Source organism: Paenarthrobacter aurescens (genome assembly GCF_025421775.1).
Classification (GTDB): Bacteria; Actinomycetota; Actinomycetes; order Actinomycetales; family Micrococcaceae; genus Arthrobacter; species Arthrobacter aurescens_B.
In genome coordinates this window covers 458,990-481,564 of record NZ_JAOEFX010000002.1, presented here as the reverse complement: position 1 = coordinate 481,564, position 22,575 = coordinate 458,990, and the positions used below count along the sequence as shown (strand labels likewise).

At 62.4% G+C, this 22,575-nt stretch carries 23 protein-coding genes; 7 read left to right on the top strand and 16 right to left on the bottom strand.

The genetic code is table 11. From position 1 onward, the window contains the following. Positions 1–52: 52 nt before the first annotated feature. From N7568_RS05535 to N7568_RS05510, 6 genes are all read right to left on the bottom strand, one after another. Positions 53–1,159: a BMP family lipoprotein gene (locus N7568_RS05535; RefSeq protein WP_439898960.1), complete on the bottom strand. Its 1,107-nt coding sequence runs from the start codon at positions 1,157–1,159 to the stop codon at positions 53–55. A gap of 246 nt (positions 1,160–1,405) precedes the next feature. Next, the gene (locus N7568_RS05530; RefSeq protein ID WP_261608894.1) at positions 1,406–2,419 is read right to left on the bottom strand and encodes an NADP-dependent oxidoreductase; all 1,014 of its coding nucleotides are present in this window, start codon (positions 2,417–2,419) and stop codon (positions 1,406–1,408) included. Next, on the bottom strand, positions 2,416–2,847 hold the full coding sequence (locus N7568_RS05525; RefSeq protein WP_261608893.1) for an organic hydroperoxide resistance protein: 432 nt from the start codon (positions 2,845–2,847) through the stop codon (positions 2,416–2,418). The genes N7568_RS05530 and N7568_RS05525 overlap by 4 nt, the downstream gene beginning before the upstream one ends. Positions 2,848–2,916: 69 nt before the next feature. Next, entirely contained in the window at positions 2,917–3,351 is a 435-nt protein-coding gene (locus tag N7568_RS05520; protein WP_261608892.1) for a MarR family winged helix-turn-helix transcriptional regulator, read from the bottom strand. A gap of 122 nt (positions 3,352–3,473) precedes the next feature. Next, positions 3,474–4,679: an amidohydrolase gene (locus N7568_RS05515; protein WP_261608891.1), complete on the bottom strand. Its 1,206-nt coding sequence runs from the start codon at positions 4,677–4,679 to the stop codon at positions 3,474–3,476. 110 nt (positions 4,680–4,789) lie between these two features. Further along, positions 4,790–5,887: a mannose-1-phosphate guanylyltransferase gene (locus N7568_RS05510; RefSeq protein ID WP_306422660.1), complete on the bottom strand. Its 1,098-nt coding sequence runs from the start codon at positions 5,885–5,887 to the stop codon at positions 4,790–4,792. 289 nt (positions 5,888–6,176) lie between these two features. Here N7568_RS05510 and sdhC point away from each other — a divergent pair, with 289 nt between their 5' ends. From sdhC to N7568_RS05485, 5 genes are all read left to right on the top strand, one after another. After that, entirely contained in the window at positions 6,177–6,557 is a 381-nt protein-coding gene (gene sdhC / locus N7568_RS05505) for a succinate dehydrogenase, cytochrome b556 subunit (protein ID WP_089594138.1), read from the top strand. Between the two features lie 3 nt (positions 6,558–6,560). After that, entirely contained in the window at positions 6,561–7,022 is a 462-nt protein-coding gene (locus N7568_RS05500) for a succinate dehydrogenase hydrophobic membrane anchor subunit (protein WP_017197835.1), read from the top strand. Positions 7,023–7,119: 97 nt separating this feature from the next. Continuing rightward, on the top strand, positions 7,120–8,919 hold the full coding sequence (sdhA, locus tag N7568_RS05495; RefSeq protein ID WP_090819949.1) for a succinate dehydrogenase flavoprotein subunit: 1,800 nt from the start codon (positions 7,120–7,122) through the stop codon (positions 8,917–8,919). Further along, positions 8,919–9,701 (top strand): succinate dehydrogenase iron-sulfur subunit, encoded by a 783-nt coding sequence (locus tag N7568_RS05490; RefSeq protein WP_261608889.1) that lies wholly within the window; start codon positions 8,919–8,921, stop codon positions 9,699–9,701. Before sdhA ends, N7568_RS05490 begins: the two co-directional genes overlap by 1 nt. 114 nt (positions 9,702–9,815) lie before the next feature. After that, on the top strand, positions 9,816–10,592 hold the full coding sequence (locus N7568_RS05485; RefSeq protein ID WP_261608888.1) for an alpha/beta hydrolase: 777 nt from the start codon (positions 9,816–9,818) through the stop codon (positions 10,590–10,592). 25 nt (positions 10,593–10,617) lie between these two features. Here N7568_RS05485 and N7568_RS05480 read toward each other — a convergent pair whose 3' ends face one another. Further along, positions 10,618–11,919 (bottom strand): ABC transporter substrate-binding protein, encoded by a 1,302-nt coding sequence (locus tag N7568_RS05480; protein ID WP_261608887.1) that lies wholly within the window; start codon positions 11,917–11,919, stop codon positions 10,618–10,620. Between the two features lie 79 nt (positions 11,920–11,998). On the opposite strand from N7568_RS05480, the gene N7568_RS05475 reads away from it, so the two are divergent. Together N7568_RS05475 and N7568_RS05470 are read left to right on the top strand one after the other, a co-directional pair. Further along, positions 11,999–12,964 (top strand): glycoside hydrolase family 43 protein, encoded by a 966-nt coding sequence (locus N7568_RS05475; RefSeq protein WP_261608886.1) that lies wholly within the window; start codon positions 11,999–12,001, stop codon positions 12,962–12,964. Between the two features lie 97 nt (positions 12,965–13,061). After that, complete coding sequence (locus N7568_RS05470) at positions 13,062–15,302, top strand: hypothetical protein (protein ID WP_261608885.1); 2,241 nt, start codon at positions 13,062–13,064, stop codon at positions 15,300–15,302. A 22-nt stretch (positions 15,303–15,324) separates the two neighbouring features. Here N7568_RS05470 and N7568_RS05465 read toward each other — a convergent pair whose 3' ends face one another. The 9 genes from N7568_RS05465 to N7568_RS05425 form a co-directional block, all read right to left on the bottom strand. Beyond that, the gene (locus N7568_RS05465; protein WP_261608884.1) at positions 15,325–15,477 is read right to left on the bottom strand and encodes a glycine zipper domain-containing protein; all 153 of its coding nucleotides are present in this window, start codon (positions 15,475–15,477) and stop codon (positions 15,325–15,327) included. A 21-nt stretch (positions 15,478–15,498) separates the two neighbouring features. Further along, a complete protein-coding gene (locus N7568_RS05460) occupies positions 15,499–16,584 on the bottom strand; it encodes a YihY/virulence factor BrkB family protein (RefSeq protein ID WP_261608883.1) in 1,086 nt (361 codons plus the stop codon). Further along, complete coding sequence (locus N7568_RS05455) at positions 16,511–17,188, bottom strand: 2'-5' RNA ligase family protein (RefSeq protein WP_261608882.1); 678 nt, start codon at positions 17,186–17,188, stop codon at positions 16,511–16,513. The genes N7568_RS05460 and N7568_RS05455 overlap by 74 nt, the downstream gene beginning before the upstream one ends. 4 nt (positions 17,189–17,192) lie before the next feature. Then, positions 17,193–18,305: a tryptophan--tRNA ligase gene (gene trpS / locus N7568_RS05450; RefSeq protein ID WP_261608881.1), complete on the bottom strand. Its 1,113-nt coding sequence runs from the start codon at positions 18,303–18,305 to the stop codon at positions 17,193–17,195. Positions 18,306–18,325: 20 nt separating this feature from the next. Next, positions 18,326–19,159 (bottom strand): exodeoxyribonuclease III, encoded by an 834-nt coding sequence (locus tag N7568_RS05445; protein WP_261608880.1) that lies wholly within the window; start codon positions 19,157–19,159, stop codon positions 18,326–18,328. A 10-nt stretch (positions 19,160–19,169) separates the two neighbouring features. After that, the gene (locus N7568_RS05440) at positions 19,170–19,736 is read right to left on the bottom strand and encodes a hypothetical protein (RefSeq protein ID WP_261608879.1); all 567 of its coding nucleotides are present in this window, start codon (positions 19,734–19,736) and stop codon (positions 19,170–19,172) included. A 127-nt stretch (positions 19,737–19,863) separates the two neighbouring features. Then, the gene (locus N7568_RS05435) at positions 19,864–20,697 is read right to left on the bottom strand and encodes an ABC transporter permease (protein WP_261608878.1); all 834 of its coding nucleotides are present in this window, start codon (positions 20,695–20,697) and stop codon (positions 19,864–19,866) included. Then, positions 20,694–21,557 (bottom strand): ABC transporter permease, encoded by an 864-nt coding sequence (locus N7568_RS05430; RefSeq protein ID WP_261608877.1) that lies wholly within the window; start codon positions 21,555–21,557, stop codon positions 20,694–20,696. The genes N7568_RS05435 and N7568_RS05430 overlap by 4 nt, the downstream gene beginning before the upstream one ends. Further along, entirely contained in the window at positions 21,550–22,479 is a 930-nt protein-coding gene (locus N7568_RS05425; protein ID WP_261609031.1) for an ABC transporter ATP-binding protein, read from the bottom strand. Before N7568_RS05425 ends, N7568_RS05430 begins: the two co-directional genes overlap by 8 nt. Positions 22,480–22,575 lie beyond the last annotated feature (96 nt).

The window sequence follows — 22,575 nt, the reverse complement described above, 5'->3', positions numbered from 1 at the left end:
AACGCGCCGCCAGTACCGGGGCTCGGTACTGGCGGCGCGTCCAGGAATTGATTTACTTCTTGGGGCTCGCTGCCGATTCGACAACCAGCTTGCCGGAGACGATGTCAGCCTTCAGGGCATCGAGCTCGGACTTGGTTTCAGCGGTGACAGCCGAGTCAAGATCGTGGAACGGAGCGATGGCAACGCCATCGTTCTCCAAGGTGCCAACGTAGGCTGCGTTGTTGAACTTGCCTTCCGTGTCATCCTTCACCACGGCTTCAACAGCTTCGCCCATCTGCTTGACCACGGAGGTCAGCATGAGGTCCTTGTACTCAGGAGCGGTGAGGTAGCCATCGGAGTCAACCCAGATGAGCTTGACGTCCTTGCCGGCTGCCTTGGCTTCCTTCAGCGCTGCGCCTGCACCCTTACCAACAGGTCCTGCGACAGGCATGATGATGTCCGCGCCCTGGTCCAGCAGGTTGATGGTGACCTGCTTGCCCGTGTCCTGCTTCTCGAAGTCACCCGTAAACGAACCGTCCTGGGTGGTCTTGTCCCAGCCAACAACCTGGACGGTCTTGTTCTTGGCCTTGTTGTAGGCCTGGACGCCGTCGTAGAAGCCATCCATGAAGATGGTGACCGTGGGGATCTTGATGCCGCCGAAGGTGCCCACCTTGCCGGTCTTGGTGGTGGCCGCAGCCGCATAGCCGGCCAGGTAAGCCGCCTGTGCCGTGTCATACACGATCGGCTTGACGTTGGCGATCGGAGTCTCATACGTGTAGTCGACGATCGCGAAGTGCTTGTCCGTGTTCTTCTCGGCGGCGGCCTTGGTGGCATCGCCCAGGAGGAAGCCGACGGTAACCGTAAGGTTGCAGCCGGCGGAAATCATGCCGTTGAGGTTGGTTTCGAAGTCGCTGTTGGCCTTCGATTCGGCCGACTTCACCGTGATGCCCAGATCAGTCTCGGCCTTCTTGAGGCCTTCGAATGAGGACTGGTTGAAGGACTGGTCATCGAATCCGCCGGAGTCGGACACGATGCATCCAACAAAGTCGCTCTTGGTAGCGGCGCCGGATCCGGCGTCGGGGGCCTGTCCGCAGCCGGTCAGCAGGAGCGCTGCTGCGCCGACAGTGGCAACACCGGCCATTGAACCGCGCTTCAGGGTGGCACGCAGTGGTTTCTTCAATTTTCCTCCAGGAAGAAAGTGATTGGCGCTACGACGGATGGTCAATGAGTGTCCGTTTCCTATACCTGAGGCAGAAATTCTGTTTTCACTGATGCTCGCAGCTGCGCCGAAGCGCATTGATGAAACCCACACTAGTGGCCTGGAACACACCCAGCTACCACAATTGATCACTCCAGGTCAGATTGTTGACCTTTTGTTACCAAGCAGTAGCCGGGTGCGCAAGTCACACGCGATTCACCTCTGGGTTTAGAGGCGGACCAGCATCTTTCCGGTGTTGGCGCCATCCAGCAGGTCGATGAAGGCCTGCGGTGCATTCTCCAAGCCATCGACGATCGTTTCGTCATAGCTGGCGCTGCCGTCGGCGAGCCAGCCGGCCATCTTCTGCGCGAATTCAGCGGCGTGCTGCCGCTGTCCGCCCACCAGGAATCCGCGCATTGTCAGCTGCTTGCCGATCGCCACGGCCAGGTTCCTTGGCGCCACCGGGGGCTCGGTGGAGTTGTACTGTGCGATGGCTCCGCACATGGCAACCCGGCCACCAACGGTAAGGGTAGCCAAGGCAGCTTCCAGGTGTTCGCCGCCGACGTTGTCGAAGTACACATCGATGCCACGCTCGCCCGCAGCTTCCTTCAGTTGGTCCAGCACTGGAGCATCGTTGTAGTTGAAGGCGGCATCAAACCCGAGCTCCAGCAGGCGGGCCACTTTCTCCGGCGATCCTGCACTGCCGATGACCTTGGAGGCGCCCATGGCCTTGGCGATCTGGCCCACCATCGAACCGACGGCACCTGCCGCGCCGGACACGAAGACAACATCGCCCTCTTTGAACTCTGCGACCTTGAGCAGTCCGGCGTAGGCAGTCAGCCCGGTCATGCCCAGCGCACCGAGGAACGCGGAGGTGGGGGCCAGCCCCGACGGAACCGGAGTGGTTGCCGCTGCGTCCACTACGGCGTGCTCACGCCAGCCGAGCTGATGCACGACGACGTCACCCACCTTGTGCGCGTCCGAACGGGACGCGATGACCTCACCTACCGCACCGCCGTCGAGCGCTGCATCGAGGCGGAACGGCGCCGAGTAGGACTTGACGTCGTTCATGCGGCCGCGCATGTAGGGGTCCACGGACATGAACTGGTTCTTCACCAGGAGCTGCCCTTCGGCGAGCTCGGGGAGCTGCGCTGTTGCCAGTCGGAAGTTCTCCGGAGCCGGACGTCCCACCGGGCGGGAAGCAAGCTGGATTTCGCGGGTTTCGGTTGCAACGGCGCTCATGCTGCGAACTCCACGAGCTTGAGGTCTACGGCCATGTTGCCGCGGGTTGCGTTGGAGTACGGGCAGATCTGGTGCGCTTTGGCCATCAACTCTTCAGCAGTGGTGCGGTTCAGGGCAGGCAGTGCGATCTCGAGCTCGGCAGCCAGGCCGTACCCTTCACTGTCAGTCAGTGCACCGAAGTGGATCTTGGCGGCAACTGCGGAATCACTGAGGTCAACACGTTCCTTGCGGCCCACCAGGCGCAGCGCGGAGTGGAAGCAAGCTGCGTAGCCGGCGGCGAAAAGCTGCTCCGGGTTGGTGCCTTCACCGTTGCCACCGAGTTCCACGGGGCTGGCGAGTGCGACATCCAGTTTGCCGTCATTGGTGCGGGCGTTGCCGTCGCGGCCTTCGCCGGAGGCCAATGCCTCGGCAGTGTAGAGAGTCTTCATGGTGTTTCCGTTTCTCTTCGGGAATGGACGTCTCGGGATTTTCCGGGAGTTTGTCAGAGTGAGCTGTTCTCAGAGTGAGCCGTTGAGGGCTTTGGTGAGCTTGCCGAGGGTGGCGTGCAGCTGTTCGATCTCACCGGCAGAAAGTCCGGCGGCGTCCGCAAGGCGCTGGGGCACGGCCTGTGCGCGGGTACTCAAGGCGGTCCCGGCGTCGGTCAGTACCACGTCCACGCGGCGCTCGTCCTCGGCGGAGCGGCGGCGTTCCACCAGTCCCAAGGCTTCGAGCCGCTTGAGCAGGGGCGAGAGCGTTCCGGAATCGAGGCCCAATTCGGCACCGAGGTCGCGAACGCTCCGCGGCTCCTGCTCCCACAAGACCAGCATCACCAGGTACTGCGGATACGTCAGGCCGAGGTCCTCCAGCACGGGGCGGTAGACCGCCGTCGCGGCTTTGGACGCCGAATACAGCGCAAAGCAGACCTGGTGGCGGAGGCGGGGTGCATCACTCATGGATAAAACAATAGTGCACAATTTAATTGTGCACAACTTATATACGCCGGCCGTACCCAAGCGAGTCGCAGTTCAGGCCATTCTGAGAGCTCAAAACGGCCTGAACTGCGACTCGGTTGGGTTTATTTCTCCAGGTCGCGGATGGTCCGGAGCGCAGCTGCGGTCAGGACGCGGATGGCGTAGCCAAGGGCTCGTTCGTCCACAATGAAGTCACCGCGGTGGAGGTCGTATTCTTCGCCGCCGGGGGTGTGCGTGCCGAGGCGCATCATGGCACCGGGAAGGTCGGCCAGGAACCAGGCGAAATCCTCGCCACCCATGGACTGCGGCGTGAGGACCACGGCATTCTCGCCCAGCTCGGCACGGGCGGACGCTTCGATGAGGGCCGTCTCATGCTCGGAGTTCACCACGGGAGGCACGCCGCGGGTGTGTTCAAGGTGAACGTCCACGCCATAAGGCGCGGCAACCTGCCTCACAACGTCATCCAACAACTCCCCCGCGCTGTGCCAGGCATCGCGATCGAGGCAACGCATGGTGCCGGCCATATAGCCGGATCCGGGAATGGCATTCGGCGCCGAGCCGGCGGAAATCTGGCCCCAGACCACGGATACGCCACTGCGGACGTCCACGCGGCGGGAAAGAACAGCCGGAACGTTGATGGCGATCTGAGACAAAGCGAAGACAAGGTCCTCGGTCAGGTGCGGGCGGGACGTGTGTCCACCGCGTCCCGAGAGTTCAATTTTAATGGTGTCCGACGCCGACGTGATGGCACCGATGCGGGTACCGATCTGGCCTACGTTGATCCGGGGATCACAGTGCAGCGCAAGGATCCGCGGCACGCCCTCCAGCACGCCCTGCTCAATGCAGGACAAGGCGCCCCCCGGCATGGTTTCCTCGGCGGGCTGGAAGATGATCCGGACCGTGCCACCCAGCGGATTGTTCTTGTGCATCCGCTGCAACGTCAACGCAATGCCGAGCATGGCGGTGGTGTGGACGTCGTGCCCGCAAGCATGGGTGACGCCATGGTTCTTCGACGCGAAAGGCAGGCCGGTTTCCTCAATGATCGGCAGTGCGTCAATGTCCCCGCGAAGGGCTGTGGCAATGGGGCCTTCGCCCACGTCAACCGTGAGTCCTGTCTCCTCCAGCCGCCTGGGCTTCAGTCCGGCAGCTTCAAGCCGCTCCACCAGCTTGTCCGTGGTGCGGAATTCCTTGAAGGACAGCTCGGGGTGCGCATGAAGGTCGCGTCGGAATTCAATGAGTCCGGGAAGCAGTTCATCAACCCAAGGACTCACCACGGGAGCGGGCTCGGTTTCAGTCGTGTAATTGCGCACGTCACAACTCTAGCCATGCGTGGCCTCCGAAGAACGAAAGCCACCTCTTGGTTACGCTGCGTTCAGGCGCAGGACAACCAAAGAGGTGGCTCACGGTATAAGCAGATGTACTACAGCACGTCCGTATCGCCACTGGCCTTCAGGGCGTCAACAGTGCCTTTCACCAGTTGCGCGTGCTCCTTGGTGGTGACAAGGAGGGCATCGGGAGTATCCACAATGACTACGTCCTTGATGCCGATCAGGGCGATGACGCGCTTGGTATCGGAGACCACCACGCCGCTGGCATTCTCGGCGAACACGCGGGCGCCTTCGCCAAGCACCGTCACTTCGTCGACGTCGCCGGCGTTGTTCAGACGGCCAATGGCGGCAAAGTCACCGACGTCGTCCCAACGGAAGGTACCAGGCACGACGGCGACATCACCGGCTGCCGCTGCAGGCTCGGCCACGGCGTAATCGATGGCAATCTTGGGCAGGGTTGGCCAGACACGCGCCTTGACCTCGTCGCGCTGCGGCGTGTCCCAGGCCTCGGCGATCTCCTGCAGGCCTGCGAAGAGCTCCGGCTGGTTGGCTTCGAGGTGCTTGAGCATGAGAGCTACCGGGGCGACGAACATGCCGGCGTTCCACACATAGTCGCCAGCCTCGACGTACTTGTTGGCAACTTCCTGGCTTGGCTTCTCGACGAACTCAGCCACGGCAAGCGCGTTTGGAGCACCTTCGACGTTGAGTGCAGCACCTGAACGGATGTAACCGAAGCCGGTGGACGGGTGCGTTGGCTTGATGCCAATGGTGACGATCTTGCCCATGGCAGCGGTGTAGATCGCCTCGCGCACGGTTTCCAGGAAGAGATCGTCAGGGCTGATGACCTGGTCTGCGGCGAAGGAGCCCATGATGGTCTCCGGATCGCGGCGGTACAGGATGGCAGCGGCCAGTCCGATGGCAGCACCGGAGTCCTTGGGTTCGCTTTCGAGCACCAGTTCGTCGTCCCCTATTTCGGGGAGCTGACGACAAACAGCGGCGCGGTGCGCCTCACCGGTCACTACGAGCACCCGCTCGCCTGCCAGCGGCTCAAGGCGGTCATAGGTGGCCCTCAACAACGTGCTGCCGGAACCGGTCAGGTCGTGGAGGAACTTGGGCGCGGCAGCACGCGAGAGCGGCCACAGCCGGGTCCCTACACCGCCGGCCGGAATAACCGCATGGAAGCGGTTCATGGGCGATTCCGGGTATTTCGCGTCTTCTGTACTCACCGCAACACTTTATCCGACGCAGCCGGGAAGCCCCGCAGAACGCCACGCATGTGGTGTTCGTCTCAGACTCTGACCAAAATCGCCTGAATATGGGCAGGAAACATGGAATTAACAAGCAGAGAAGCCCGCCCTAAATTGAATATGCTGTGAGCGAAGCCTAGATTTAGGCGTGAGCTACGAGTGCTCTCGCAGCAGGCGTTCCCCCCGCGTGGATCCCATGCCAGCGCCGCTGTGTTGCAGGAAGGTTTAATCAGTGCCGACAAAACCAGCTGGCACCTTGTACCGCGGCCGTGAAGGCATGTGGTCCTGGGTTGGACACCGCATTACCGGTGTAGTGATCTTTTTCTTCTTGTTGGTCCATGTGCTGGACACCTCATTGGTGCGCGTGTCCCCTGAGGCCTACACGGCCGTCATTGGTGCTTACAAGAACCCCCTCATGGCCCTGGGGGAAACGGGCCTGGTCGCCGCGATCATCTTCCACGCCTTCAACGGCCTGCGTGTGATCGCCATCGACTTCTGGAAGAAGGGCGCTAAGTACCAGCGCCAGATGCTGTGGATCGTGCTTGCGCTGTGGCTGGTCACGTTCGCCGGCTTCGCCATCCGCCACCTTTCCCTCGCGCTGGGAGGCCACTAAGCCATGACAACCATCGAATCCCCGCGCAGCGGGAAAATCGCCCCGAAGTACAACCGCACCGGCTCCAGCCGCGGCAACTTCGAAATGATCGCCTGGCTCTTCATGCGCCTCTCCGGCATCGTCCTGGTGGTGCTGATCTTCGGCCACCTCTTCGTGAACCTGCTGGTGGGCGAAGGCATCCACGCCATCGACTTCGGCTTCGTAGCCGGCAAGTGGGCCGATCCTTTCTGGCAGTTCTGGGACCTCGCCATGCTGTGGCTTGCCATGCTGCACGGCACCAACGGTGTCCGCACCATCATCAACGACTACGCCGAGAAGGATTCCACGCGCTTCTGGCTCAAGATGGTCCTCTACGCGGCCACCCTGGTCATCATCATCCTTGGCACCCTGGTGATCTTCACGTTCAACCCGTGCCCCGTCGTCGACGGCGTTCAGCTTCCTGGCGGATTCTGCCCGGCCCCGTAGCAGCGTTCCCGGTGGCTCTGCGGAGTGAACCGGTTCGCATGACGTAGCGGAGCAGCCTCCGCAGACCATCTGAATTTTGAAAGAGAGAGCATCTGGTATGCAGGTCCATAAGTACGACGTCGTTATTGTCGGTGCAGGTGGCGCCGGCATGCGCGCCGCGATCGAGTCCGGTCAGCGCGCACGCACAGCGGTACTGACCAAGCTCTACCCCACCCGTTCGCACACCGGTGCAGCCCAGGGTGGAATGTGTGCAGCACTGGCCAACGTCGAAGAAGACAACTGGGAATGGCACACCTTTGACACCATCAAGGGTGGCGACTACCTGGTTGACCAGGACGCAGCCGAGGTCATGGCGAAGGAAGCCATTGACGCCGTGCTGGACCTTGAAAAGATGGGCCTGCCGTTCAACCGCACGCCCGAAGGCCGCATTGACCAGCGCCGTTTCGGTGGCCACACCCGTGACCACGGCAAGGCTCCCGTCCGCCGTGCTTGCTATGCAGCCGACCGTACGGGCCACATGATCCTGCAGACGCTGTACCAAAACTGCGTCAAGCACAACGTTGAGTTCTACAACGAGTACTACGTTCTGGACCTGCTGATCGTCGAAGAAGACGCAGTGCGCGAAGACGGTACCCCGTACAAGCAGAAGCGTGTTGCCGGCGTTGTCTCCTATGACCTCGCTTCCGGCGAACTTCACGTCTTCCAGGCCAAGTCCGTTGTGTTCGCTTCAGGCGGTGCCGGCAAGGTCTTCAAGACCACGTCCAACGCCCACACCCTCACGGGTGACGGCATGGGCATCGCGTTCCGCCGTGGCATCCCCCTGGAAGACATGGAGTTCTTCCAGTTCCACCCGACCGGCCTCGCCGGCCTGGGCATCCTCCTCACCGAGGGTGCACGTGGTGAAGGTGCCATCCTGCGTAACTCGGAGGGTGAGCGCTTCATGGAGCGCTACGCCCCCACCATCAAGGACCTCGCACCCCGTGACATCGTGGCCCGTGCCATGGCGAACGAAGTGCGTGAAGGCCGCGGTTGTGGTCCGAACAAGGACTACGTCCTCCTGGACCTGACCCACCTTGAGCCGGCGCACATCGAAGCCAAGCTTCCGGACATCACCGAGTTCGCCCGCACCTACCTGGGTGTGGAACCGTTCACGGACCCGGTTCCGGTGTTCCCCACGGCGCACTACGCCATGGGCGGCATCCCCACCAACATCACCACCGAGGTGCTGCAGGACAACGACACGATTGTGCCTGGCCTCTACGCAGCCGGTGAAGTTGCCTGCGTTTCCGTACACGGCTCCAACCGTCTGGGCACCAACTCGCTCCTGGACATCAACGTGTTCGGCAAGCGCGCCGGCATCGCAGCAGCGGAATACTCCAAGACGGCTGATTACGTTGAGCTGCCCGAGGACCCTGAGGCAATGACCCGTGGCATCCTCAACGGCCTGCTCACCGGAAACGGTACCGAGCGTGTCGCCCAGATCCGCAAGGAACTGCAGGACACCATGGACGCCAACATGCAGGTGTTCCGTACCAAGGAATCGTTGGAGCAGGTCCTCAGCGACATCGCTTCCTTCGAAGAGCGGTACAAGAACGTCACTGTCCAGGACAAGGGCAAGCGCTTCAACCTGGACCTGCTGGAAGCAGTGGAGCTGGGCTTCCTGCTGGACATGGCCAAGGTCATGACCGTCGGTGCACTGCACCGTGAAGAGTCCCGCGGTGGCCACTACCGCGAGGACTTCCCGGACCGCAATGACGAGAAGTTCATGAAGCACTCCATGGCTTACCTGGACAACTCCGTCACCGTCGACTCCTCGGCGGAATCCGTCGCGGGCATCCGTCTTGAGACGAAGCCCGTCATCTTCACCCGTTACGAGCCGATGGAGCGTAAGTACTAATGACGACCGAAATGGCAGAGCCCGCTTCCAAAATCGAGCTCCCGGCAAGCGTTGCCGGCGACGGTGAAATCCCCACCTTCCACATCACGCTCCGCGTGCGCCGCTACGATCCCGAGATCTCGGACGAAGCACGCTGGGATGACTACAAGCTGACCATGTACGGCACGGACCGCGTGTTGGATGCCCTCCACAAGGTCAAGTGGGAAATCGACGGCAGCGTTTCCTTCCGTCGCTCCTGCGCCCACGGCGTGTGCGGTTCCGATGCCATGCGCATCAACGGCCGCAACCGCCTCGCCTGCAAGACGCTGTTGAAGGACCTGGACACGTCCAAGCCCATCACGGTGGAACCGATCAAGGGCCTTCCGGTGGAGAAGGACCTGATCGTGGACATGGAGCCCTTCTTCCAGTCCTTCCGCGAAGTCATGCCGTTCCTGATCAACAAGGGCCACGAGCCCACCAAGGAACGCCTGCAGTCCGTTGAGGACCGTGAGCGTTTTGACGACACCACCAAGTGCATCCTGTGCGCTGCCTGCACCTCGTCCTGCCCGGTCTTCTGGACCGACGGCCAGTACTTTGGTCCGGCTGCAATCGTCAATGCACACCGCTTCATCTTCGATTCCCGTGATGACGCCGGCGACATGCGCCTTGAGATCCTCAACGACAAAGAAGGCGTGTGGCGCTGCCGCACCACCTTCAACTGCTCGGAAGCATGCCCGCGTGGCATTCAGGTGACCCAGGCCATCGCCGAGGTCAAGCAGGCCATCCTGGCCCGCAAGATCTAGTCACCGTTCACTAAAAGACAACACGACGACGGCGCCGCTCACCACTGATGGTGAACGGCGCCGTCGTCGTTAATCAACTTCCTCAACCGCTCATAGCAACGCAAGGAGACCAGCGTGTCACGCTCCGAAAAGATCAGCTTCGCAGGAAGCACCGGCGATACGCTGGCGGGGATTGTCGACGTCCCCGAGGGCCCGGTGCGGGGCTGGGGCCTGTACTCGCACGGCCTCACCCTTGGCAAGGACAGCCCCGCTGCATCCCGTATCTGCAAGGGGCTGGCTGAGCAGGGTGTTGGGATGCTGCGCTTCGATAACCTCGGCCTGGGCGGTTCCGCGGGCGAATGGTCTGCCGGGTCCTTCAGCGTGAAGGTTGCCGACACCATCCTCGCCGCGGAATTCATGCGGGGGCTGGGCCGGGACATCTCCCTGCTGGTGGGCCACTCCTTCGGGGGCGCGGCTGTGCTTGCGGCGGCCCGCGACATTCCTGGACTGAACGCCGTGGTGACCGTGGGCGCGCCCTACGAGCCCAAGCACGTGGAGCACATGTTCGACACCGAAATTGATGCCATCCTGCGGGACGGCAGCGCTGTGGTGGACCTTGGCGGACGGCCCATGGAGGTCCGCCGCCATTTTGTGGAGGACGTGGAACGCGCAGACCTGCGCGACTGCATCCGGAGTCTCCACAAGCCGCTGATGGTGATGCACTCCCCCACCGACAACACCGTGGGGATCGACAACGCCAGCGAGATCTTCCGTACTGCCCGGCACCCCCGGAGCTTCATCTCGCTGGAGGGCAGCGAGCACCTCCTCACCGGGAAGGGCCAGGCAGCACGGGTTGCGCGCATCATCGGAGCCTGGGCGGATCCGTACCTGGAGGTCCGGGACGCCACCTGACGCCCCGGACCGACCTGGTTGGGTACTACTTGCCGATGGCTGCTTTGCTTTCGCTGAGCCACTGCTCTGCCGCCTTGTCCGGGGCCAGCCGTTTGAACAGGACCTCGGTGTTGATCCGTGCCGTGATCTCGGAGACCGCTGTTGAACCCGTGGGCCCGATAAACGTGGGGGCGAAGTCCATCTTGCCGATCTGGTCGATGTAGGCGGCTTCCACCTTGCCCTGGGGCGTCAACAGATCCTGGATTGCCGTACGCATGCCGGAGTTGCTGGGCACGCCGCGGTCACTCTGGATGATCTTGGCCGCGGCCTCGTTGTTCACCAGGAAGTTGACCAGCTTGGCGGCGGCGTCTGTGTGCTTGCTGCGCGCAGAGATGGTGTAGAACTGCGAAGACTGGAGCCAGATGCCGGGCGTAGGTGTCTCACCCGGGAGCTTGAGCAGCTTCAATTCAGCGCCAGATGCTTTACTCAGGGCGGAAAGCGAATTGGTCCATGTGAGCATCATGCCGGCCTGCCCCATGCCCATGAGTGTCTGCTCCGTGCTGACATTGAGTTTCTCCACGGTCTCGGACGCACTGGGAGCTGCGCCGGATTCACTGAGCTTCAGCGAGAAATCAAAGTAGTCCTGGACCGTTTCCTTGTCCAGTCCCAACTGACCGTCCTGGGTGTAAAGCGACTTGCCGCGCTGGCGGGCGAACGCGTCCAGCGAGTCGTGCGTGAGGACGGTGGCTGTGCCGTAGGTACCCTTGGGGCTCTTGGCTGTTACGTCTTCGGCGACCTTGGCGAAGTCGTCCCAAGACCACTTGCTGTCGTCCGGAAGGGCAACGTCAGCAGCCTGGAACACTGCGGGGTTCACCACGATGGCGAGTGCATTGGCGCCGGTGGAAACGCCGTACTGCTTGCCTTGGACCTGCCCGTTTTCCAAGGCCCCCTGATCCAGCTTCGAAAGGTCGAGTGATCCGCTCACCTTGGACAGGTCCAGCAGCGCACCCCGGTTGGCATACTCGGCCGGGTAGGCGCCGCCCATGGTGATCACGTCGGGGGCGTCGTTGGCTGCAACCTGGGTGGCCAGTTTGTCGAAGTAGCCGCCGATATCGCCGTACTCGGGCTTGACCTTGATGTTGGGGTTGGCCGCTTCGAACTCTTTGATGGCATTGTTGGTCATTTCGGCGCGGGTGGCATTACCCCACCAGGAGAAGCGAATCTCCACCGGGCCATCCTCGGGCTGATTGGATGAGGGACTGGAGCAGGCTACGGTGAGGCCAAGCATGCCGACTGTCGCCATGACTGCTACTGCCTTTTGGAAACGACGGAGAGATTTACGCGTCATTGGGTAAGCTTCTTTCAAGTCTGTGAAAACGGTTCCTGAAACGTATCAAGGACCGGTCGAGCCGTCAATAGTTTTTACTATGAACTATTTCCCCACCGAAGGAGTCACCTTGTCCCGAACCTTGAGCGACATCCAGATCCGCGATCCTTTCGTCCTCACCTTGGCCGACACCCGCGAGTATCTGCTCTTCGGAAGCACGGACAAAAACATCTGGTCCGGGCCCGCCGCGGGCTTCGACTGCTACCGCAGCAGGGATCTGGCCATGTGGGACGGCCCCTTCGCGGCGTTCCGGCCATCCCCCACCTTCTGGAGCCAGGAGCAATATTGGGCACCCGAAGTTCACGAGCATCAGGGCAGGTACTTCATGTTTGCCACCTTCATCGCCCCCGGCCACCTTCGGGGAACACAGATACTTTCAGCAGGGCAACCCGAAGGTCCATTCCAGCCTTGGAGCGACGGCCCGGTCACACCCCGCAACTGGCAGTGCCTGGATGGGACCCTGCACGTGGACCAGGAAGGAGTGCCGTGGATCGTCTTCTGCCACGAATGGAAGCAAGTGCACGACGGAGCCGTCATGGCACAGCGCCTGACGGCGGATCTGCGCAGCGCAGAGGGTGTGCCCGTTTTTCTGTTCAGCGCCTCAGAAGCTCCTTGGGCCCGGGCCCTGGATGCCCCATCCGTGAAGGACCGGGAGTTTCCGGTCTTCGTTACCGACGGCCCGTTCTTGTTCCGCCTCAGCAGCGGCAAGCTCATCATGCTGTGGTCCAGCTTCGGCGACGACGGCTACGCCATGGGCATTGCCCGTAGCGGGTCGGGAACAGTGCTGGGCCCATGGATCCAAGAACCCAGGCCCCTCTGGAGCGCCAACGGTGGACACGGAATGATCGGCCGAACCCTCGACGGCAACTTGTTCCTCACCTTGCATCAGCCCAACGGGACGCCGGACGAGCGGGCGGCGTTCTTCGCACTCGACGAACTCGAGGACACTGTGGTGTTGTCACTGGAGGACACGGATGCCAGGAGCATCCTCCGAATGAGGGGTTGACACAGATTCGCATGGCCCCGAGTATTGAATCGTTTCGGAAAACGATTTCTCAGCGACAGCAGCAGTCACGTCAGACAGCATCAGGAGGGCGTGCGAAGTGCACAGCCAAAGCACCACCCATAGTCCGCAATCCCCCGCAGCCATCGATCGCAAGGGCCTCGTGCGGCGCCACAACGTCCGGCAGGAAAACCTTGATCCACGGAGCCCTGTCTCCGTAGGCAATGGAGAATTCGCCTTCACCATGGACCTCACAGGGCTGCAATCCATGCCCGACGCCTACCCTGTTGGCGCCCGCGACGACCTTCCACCAGGCACGCTTCTGGGCACGCAATCCCAGTGGGGCTGGCACTCGGTGCCTTCGCCGGAAACCTATGACCTCGCTGGTTCCACCGTCCTCTACGATTCGCCCCGCGGCCCCGTGCCTTACGTGGACATGGTGGGCGGGATCGTCAACGACCGCGAAACGGACACCTCCACGGCTGAAACCTGGCTCCGGGCGAACGCCCACCGACTGGATCTGGGGCGGATCGGCTTCCGGTGGATCAAGAATGGCGCGGAGCGGGCCATCACGGAAGCAGACATCACCGACACCCAACAAACGCTGGACCTGTGGACGGGGGTAGTGACAAGCCGCTTCATGCTCGCAGGACACTACGTCACAGTCACGACGGCGTGCCACCCCCACCGCGACGAGGTGGGCCTCCGGGTGGAGTCAACGGCGCTGGCTGCTGGTCTTGTTGTCGGCTTCGGCTTCCCGTATGGGTCTGAAGCGTGGCACGACGCCGCGGACTGGGGCAGGGTGGGCGCCCACACCACACAGCTCGACGGACCGGAGCCGTCGCAAGCCCACAATGGCTGCACAGCATGGACAGTCCGCCGCGAGCTGGACAACTCCCGCTACCGGGTGGTGATTACCGGTCCGGACCTGTCCGTGGAACAGACCGAACAGCACCGCCTCCGGATTGCACCCTCCCCTGTCGGCGGTCCGGACAGCGCCCGCGTTCTGGATTTCTCCGTTGCTTTCGTCTCCGCCGGCGATGGTGACTGCGTCCCACGAGGCAACAACCGACTGACCGCCGAAGCAGCGGGGGCGAACGCTTCCGCCGAAGGAAGTACCGGCGTCGTGCGTACACCGACGGGCAGTGTGGCGGCAGCATCAGAGGCCTATTGGCCGGAGTTCTGGTCCTCAGGCGGGGCAATCGAGCTTCATGCGACCGCCGATCCACGCGCCAAGGAGCTGGAGCGCAGGATCGTGCTGTCCCAGTACCTGACGGCGGTCAATTGCTCAGGATCGTTACCGCCGCAGGAGACCGGGCTTGTCTGCAATTCGTGGCGCGGCCGTTTTCACCTGGAAATGCACTGGTGGCACGCCGCGCACTTTGCGCACTGGAACCGGGTGGAGCTGCTCCTGCCATCCCTGCGGTGGTACGCCACGATGCTGGAAACCGCCCGCCAGACCGCCAAAGCCCAGGGCTTCGAGGGCGTCCGCTGGCCCAAACAGGTGGGACCGGACGGCAGGGAGAGCCCCAGCCCCATCGGAACGTTCCTGATCTGGCAGCAACCACATCCCATCCATCTGGCCGAGCTCGTGTACCGCGCCGACCCCAGCCGGGAAGTGCTGGAGGAGTTCGCGGAGATCGTGTTCGAATCGGCCGCCTTCATGGCAAGCTTTGCGTATCCCACATCACGCGGTTTCGAGCTGGGTCCACCCCTGATTCCAGCACAGGAAAGCTACGGCTCCATCCGGGTCAAGGTCACCAACCCCACGTTTGAGTTGGCCTATTGGCAGTGGGGCCTGCGGGCGGCGGCTGCGTGGCGCGAGCGGCTGGGCCTGGAACCCGTGACGGAATGGTCCGACGTCGCAGACGGCCTGGTACCACCGCGCGTGATCGATGGCGCGTACGCTGCGATCGACGTGGAGCCGTTCACCATTCGCACAGACCACCCGTCCATGCTGTGCGCTCTGGGGGTCCTTCCACAGACAGATCTCATCGACCCGGACATTATGCGCGCCACCCTGTCGGACGTCCTGGCCGACTGGGACTGGGACAGCACTTGGGGCTGGGACTATCCCGTGATGGCGATGACTGCTGCCCGGCTGGAGGACCCCGAAGCGGCTGTGGACGCGCTCCTCCTCAACGCCCGCAAGAACACGGTCCTCACCAATGGGCACAACCGGCAAACCGACTCCCTGCCGCTCTATCTCCCCGGAAACGGGGGGCTTTTGGCTGCCGTCGCACTGATGGCGGCAGGCTGGGACAACGGGCCGGAGCGCCATGCCCCCGGATTCCCGTCGGACTGGACCGTTGCGTGGGAAGGGTTGATGCAGGCGCCCTAGGGTGGTTCCGGGGCCTTGCCGGCTATCCGCGGCGGGGTCCCACCGCTGCCCCCACAAGTGCTCCGAGTCCCACACCCACAAGGATGCCCAGGAAGGGCGAGTTGAAGACCAACTGGCCAACGATGAGGCCCACAGCGGCCCCCAGGAGGCATCCGATCCACAGCTGATTGTTCATGGCGCCTCCAGAGCCGGAATGTCAGGTGCGGGGCGCCGCACGGCGCGAACCGAGGACCTTCTTGCGAGGGGTCTCCCCCGCCCCGGTGTCAGCCTCGCGAATGGCCGACCACGAGGCAGAGATGAGGAACACCTGGCTGACCAGGTTGAACCAGATCAGCAGGCCGATGATGATGGCAAACGATGCCAGGACGGGATTGTTCCCGGACCGGGCCAGGAGTTCGGTGCTGAAGAGTTGAAGGACTGTGGTCCCGACGCCGGCCAGCACCACCCCTTCGAGGAAGGCCCGCCGCCCCAGCTTGAGGCCGGCAGCAATACGGAACAGTACTGCCGCCGTCGCGCAGTTCAGCAGCAGTGGAATGACGATCTTGACGGTTGCGGCGATGGGCCCGGCCACGTTCTCATCCAGCTTCAGGACGTCGATGAGCCAGTCGGCCGCCGTGCCGAAGATCAGGGATGCGCCGGCACTTACTACCAGCATCACGCCAAGAAGAAGGAGCGTGCCGGCGTCGATGACCTTCTGCAGGACAGCATTACGCACCAGGGGCTCGGCATTCATGACGCCTCGGATGCCCTCCCTGATGCTTGCTATCCACCCAAGGGAGATGAAAACGGTGACAACCGCCGCAATCAGAGCTGTCCAGCCAAGTCCCGAGGGATTAAGCAAAGACTGCGGATCAACAAGTCCCTCGCCGCCATCCACCTGGAGAAGCCCGGGAGCAGCCGAGGCGACGCTGTCTATCACAGCGTCCTGAAGTGCGGGGCTACCACCCAAAACGATTCCGGCAACTGCGAAGCCGGTGGTGATCAGACCCGTGACGGAGAAGAACATGTTGAATCCGATGCCGGCGCTCAACAACGGCCCGTGCTGCCGTGAATAGTGCTGGAAGGAACGCATGGCGCGGTTGGTGTTCAGCCTCGCCATGAAGAGGGCAAAGAATGCGCCGGCCTTCTGTGGCACGCCTAAACCGGCGCGTTTCGCCTGGCCCCAGTCCTGCCTCTTGCGCAGGAGTTCAAGCTTGAGTTTGGCCAGCTCAATTGGAAGCGGAGGAGCGTCCGCCTGTGTGGCTTGAATCCGCTTGCTGTTCTTCGTCAGTATCGCCGCCAAAGTCGAGCTCTTCCCGTAGCTGCCAAATTCCATTGGTGTCGTGCTCGTAAAGTCCCATGCTAACCACAGGGAAGGTCGCCCGGTAATCTTTGAGGACCGTTTCGGCCTCGTCAAGGTTTTCCTGTGCGACATCGTGTGCCACGGTGACGTGCGGGTGGTACGGGAAGGGAAGCATTCGCTCCAGCGGGCCCGTTTGAAGTTTCTCGTGCAACTGCACGCACTCTTCAAAGCCTTCTTCGACATTGACAAACACCACGGGTGAGATGGGACGGAACGAACCTGTACCCGAAATGGTGATATCGAACGGTTCCTGGGTCCGCGCTACTTCCCGTACGTGTTCGCGGGTAGCCGCCCAATCCTGGGTGGGCGTGGTGGTGATCAGCGTGATGTGGGCGGGAATGACCTCGGCCATCGGATCGCCGAAGGAGGCCCGCCATTCCTGGAGCTCACGCGCGATCTCCGGCGGAAAACCGAGGATCACACCCACGCACATGGTGTCACCGGCACCGCAATCGGTGCCGGTGGCAGCGGGCTGGCGAGAGTCGTCCGGACCGACACCCTTTCGGGTGCCGGTCTTGACGTTGAGCTGGCCAGCGGAGCACATGGAGTTAGCGGACTCCCTGGTCCCCGCGGGAGGCATCTCCGCGGTAGGGAAGGAAACCGACCTTGGAATAGACATCGGCGAGCGTGGCGGACGCAATCTCGCGTGCCTTGTCTGCACCGAGGGCCAGGAGTCGGTCCAGCTCGGCCGGGTCCGCCAGGAGTTCGTTGGCGCGTTCCCGGATGGGTGCCAGATGTCCGGAGACGAGTTCCGCCAGGTCAACCTTGAGGTGGCCGTACATCTTGCCCTCATAGTCGGCCACGATCTTCTCAACCGGGGTGCCGCTGATGGCCGAGTAGATGGTCAGCAGGTTGGAAACCCCTGGCTTGTTCTCACGGTCGTAGCGGATCTCGGTTTCAGTGTCCGTGACGGCCGACTTGATGCGCTTGGCCACTGTCTTGGGATCGTCCAGGAGGTTAATCAGACCGGCCGGTGATTCAGCGGACTTGGACATCTTGGCCGTGGGGTTCTGGAGGTCGTAGATCTTGGCCGATTCCTTCTGGATGAAGGCCTCGGGCACCTGGAATGTTTCCCCGAAACGGCTGTTGAATCGGTTGGCGAGGTCCCGGCTGAGTTCCACGTGCTGGCGCTGGTCTTCGCCCACCGGCACACCGTGCGGCTGGTACAAGAGAATGTCAGCGGCCTGCAGGATGGGGTAAGTGAACAGGCCAACGCTGGCGTGGTCCGATCCCTGCTTCTGGGCTTTGTCCTTGAACTGGGTCATGCGGCTGGCTTCACCCATGCCGGTGATGCAGTTCAGGACCCAGGCCAGCTGGGCGTGCTCGGGAACCTGCGATTGGACGAAGAGTGTGCACTTATCCACGTCCACGCCACCGGCGATGTACTGGGCTGCGGTGACGCGGGTACGCCGTGCAAGTTCAGCAGGGTCCTGCGGCACCGTGATGGCGTGAAGGTCCGGGATGAAGTACACGGCGTCGTACTCGTCCTGCATCCGGACCCAGTTGACCAGGGCACCGAGGTAATTGCCAAGGTGCAGTGAATCGGCGGAAGGCTGCATGCCGGAGAGGACCCGGTGCTTGGCGCCAGCAGCCAATTTTGTGGACGTCGCAGGTGCCGCCGCGGCGGACGTACCGGTTTCAGTCGTGATGGAACTAGTCATGGAGAAATACCTCAGGGAGCTTAGAGCCGGTAGTCGACTACCAGCGGTGCGTGGTCAGAGAAGCGGGTGTCCCACGAAGGTGCCCGGTCCACCACAGCCGAGAAAGCGGCTGCCGCGAGACCCGGGGTGGCCAGGTGGTAGTCGATGCGCCAGCCAGTGTCCGTGTCAAAGGCCTTACCGCGCTGGGACCACCAGGTGTAGGGGCCGGCGACATTTCCTGCCAGGCCCCTGTGGACATCCCTCCATCCGATTTCTTCGCCGAGGAAGCGGTCAAAGTACGCGCGCTCCTCGGGGAGGAAGCCGGCACGCTTGACGTTGCCCTTCCAGTTCTTGATGTCGAGTTCGGTGTGTCCGACGTTGAGGTCGCCAACCACCAAGGCATGGTCGCTGTGCTTGGCGAGCTCCGGCAGACGGACGGTCATGGCGTCCAGGAACCGGAATTTGTCGTCCTGCTTGGGGGTTCCCACTTCACCGGAGTGCACATAGGCACTGACAACGGAAAGCGTGGAGAACCCACCTGCGGCGTTCTTTACGGAAAAGTCAGCTTCAACCCAGCGCCCGGAGGTATCGAAGTAGCTGTCACCGATGCCAACACGGGTAGCGGTGGGCTCTTCGCGGGAAGCGATGGCAACACCGGCCCGGCCCTTGGCTTCAGCCTCGGAGTGAAGGAGGTACCACCCGTCGCCGATCAGCTTCCTGACAATGTCGTCAGGGGCCCGTACTTCCTGCAGGCAGAGAATGTCCACCTCGCGCGGCTCCAGCCACTCCGCCATGCCGTTCTTGTAGGCAGCCCGCAGGCCATTGACGTTTACTGATGCGATGCGAAGGAAGTCCCTCTTCAATGCCGTACTCACCCGGTCCACTCTAGTCGATGATGGTGCCGGCCATGGGCTCGTCCGAGCCGCCGGAGGACTTGATCATGTCCCGTGCATTCGTGGCCGTAATGGCGATGGTTTCCAGCGCCCGGTTGATGGTGTCCTGATCTGCGGCGCCACCCTTGGCGCGTTCTTCATCCACTACGCGGACCTGCACCTGAACGATTTTGAACGAGTGGTCCAGCTTGAGGTCGCGTACCTCGTCCGCCTTGCTCCGCTCGGCTACAACGCGCGTGCCGCCGCTGTCGGCCGCGGACGACGACGGCGCGCGGCCGGCTGCTGCGTTGAAGGCATTCTGCGCTTCGGTCAGCTTTGCACCGGCCCGCTGCGCGGCCTTGCGAATGCTCAGCACGACGAAGGTGGCCAGGGCCAACCAACCGAATGCCACAACTGCGACAACCCAGCCCACAACATCGTTCTGGTTCGCCGCGAAAATGACGGCGACCAGGAAGGCGATGATGACGACGGTCATCCCCAGGCCGCCGATGCGGAAGCCCTTGAACATGCCTTTACCGGCGGGGGACGTGGACGGGTGCGGGTCACCGAGAGATTGCATGAACCCATTCTCTCAAATGCCTACTGGTGCCCGTGCCCGCTTCCACGGACGGCGAACACGGGAGTTTTTGTACAGCTAGTGCCCCTAAGACGGCTTTTTGAGGGCATTAGCTGTACAAAAACTCCCATCACTTGAGGAACAGTTGGCGCAGCCGCCCCGTAGTCAGCATGATGCCCAGTGTGATCATCACCAGGTAGTAGCCCACGTGGATGGCGGTTGCCGGGCTGAAAGAGCCAACACTGATCTGGCGCAGCAGCTCCACTCCGTGCCACAGGGGCATGGCCTGGATGAACCATTGGATGACCTGCGGGTAGACGCTGAGCGGGTAGAACGTGGCACTGAACAAGAACATGGGCAGCAGGAAGAAGTTGATCCAGTCCATCTGCTGGAAAGTCTTCATGAAGCTGGTGATGCCCATCCCGAAGCTCGCGAAACCGAACGCGATCAGCACCGAGGCAGGGATGACCAGAATGGCCCACCAACTGGTGAGCAGTCCCATCACTCCCATGACGGCGGTGAACCCCGTGGCATACAGCAGGCCGCGAAGGAGAGCCAGGAAGATCTCGCCGATGGCCACATCCAGCGGCCCCAGGGAGGTGTAGAGCATTCCCTGGTACAGCTTGGCGAAGTTCATCTTGAAGAAGACGTTCCAGGTGGAGTCGTAAATGGCTCCGTTCATGGCCGAGACTGCCAATAACGCGGGAGCAATGTAGGCGGCGTAGCTGATGTCTTCTCCGCCGGGACCTTGGACTGTGCCCACAATCGAGCCCATGCCCACGCCCATGGCCAACAGGAACAGCACGGGCTCGAAGAAACCGGACACCATCACCAGCCACGTGCTGCTCTTGGCAGCCATCAGTCCACGGCCCACCACGGCCTTGGCGTTACGGGAGTACAGCGGACCAAACTTACGCTCCCGGGCAAGGTCCGTGGCGCTGTGGCCACCTGTCAGGACACTCATGAGCCCATCCTTTTCACGAACTGGCGGCGGACCAGCACCCACCCACCTGTGGCTGTGGCCACCAGGAACACCACATGGATGATGGTCAGCACGGGGCTTTGATCCATCCCGTAGGTGAAGACCCGGCCCAACTCGGTCCCATGCCAGACCGGCGAGATCCAGCCGATCCAACGTACGGCAAGGGGCAGCGAATCGAGGGGGAAGAACGTCCCCGAGAAGAGGAACAGCGGCATCACGATGAAGCGTTGAACCAAGGCAAACTGCCCCTTGTCCTGTTTGATGCTGGCCGCGTATGCCATCAACGGCAGGCCGAAAGACAATGCTGCCACCGTGGCCACGATCGCGGACACCCAACCCCACGGACTCGGGGATGCGCCGAACATGGCCACCACCAGAAAATAGACCACCGACTGCAGGAGGAACCTCAGGGTACTGGCCATGATGTGGCCACTTGCGATTTGCTGTGGAATGAGCGGCGAGGCGTGCGGACCGTAGAACACCCGGCGCCACTTGAATCCGTCCATGATGGGGTAGGAGAACTCCCCCGACGCCGTCATCACGGCAGCGGAGACCAGCAAGGCGGGCGCCACGAACTCCAGGTAGCTGACCCCTCCGAACGCCGCTTCGCTGTTGGCGTCCACCAGACTGGCAAGCCCGACTCCCATGGCAAAGAGGTACGCCACCGGCTGCCCTACGCTGTAAAGGATCACGGACCAGCCGTAGTTGCGCATGACGCGGAGGACCTGCTCCGCATAGAAGAAGGAGCCCCAACGCCGCGCCCGGGCAGCCGAAACCTCAGGCGAGTGTGCGCGCAGCGGCGGCGCCGCCGTCGTAAGTGGTTTGTTCGCCGAGTCAGTCAACAAGGCTCCTACCCGTGAGCCGCAGGAACACGTCCTCCAACGACGAGCGGCGCACCAGCGAGGTCATCGGCCGGAGCCCGCGGGCAGTGACCTGCTCCAACGCGGCTTCGCCGTCGTGAGCGTAAATGAGCACGCGGTCCGGGAGGGTTTCCAACCGCTCGCCGATGCCTTGAAGTTCGACGCCGATGGTCGCGTTCCGCTCGGACCCGAACCTCAGCTCGAGTACCTCGCGCGACGAGTGCTCGCGGATGAGGGTGGCCGGCGAACCTTCGGCCATGATCTTGCCCTTGTCCACCACGATCAGGCGGTCGCAAAGTTGCTCGGCCTCGTCCATGTAATGCGTAGTGAGGATAAGGGTGACGCCGCTTTCCTTGAGCCGGAACAGGCGATCCCAGAGGATGTGCCGGGCCTGCGGATCAAGGCCCGTGGTGGGTTCGTCGAGGAGCAGGATCCGTGGCTCGTTGATCAGCGACCGGGCAATGGTGAGCCGCCGTTTCATGCCGCCTGACAGGGCGTCCACCTTCGAGTTGGCTTTGTCCGTCAGCTGCGCGAACTCAAGGAGCTCGTCGGCTTTCGGTTTCAGGTAGCTCATTGGCAAACCGAAGTAGCGACCGTAGACAATCAGGTTCTCACGGACTTTCAGCTCTTCGTCGAGGTTGTCCTGCTGCGGGACCACGCCCAGGTGTGCCCTCACCTCGGGGCCGTGGGATTCAGGGTCCAGGCCCATGATGGCCAGCGAGCCGGACGTGCGTTGGGAGACACCACCGATCATCTTCATGGTGGTGGACTTGCCGGCGCCGTTAGGGCCCAGCAGACCAAAGGACTCCCCCGCCGGTACGTCGAAGGAGATGTTGTCCACGGCAGTGAGGTCACCATAGGTCTTGGTGAGGTTCTGCGCGCTGATGACGGTTGGTCGGTTCATGTCGAAGCTGGTTTGCGACGATTCAGTGGGAGTTGCGGAGCGGGTTGCTTCATTGTGCACCCTCAGCAGACTAGTAGCGCCCACCGACATGTGAAA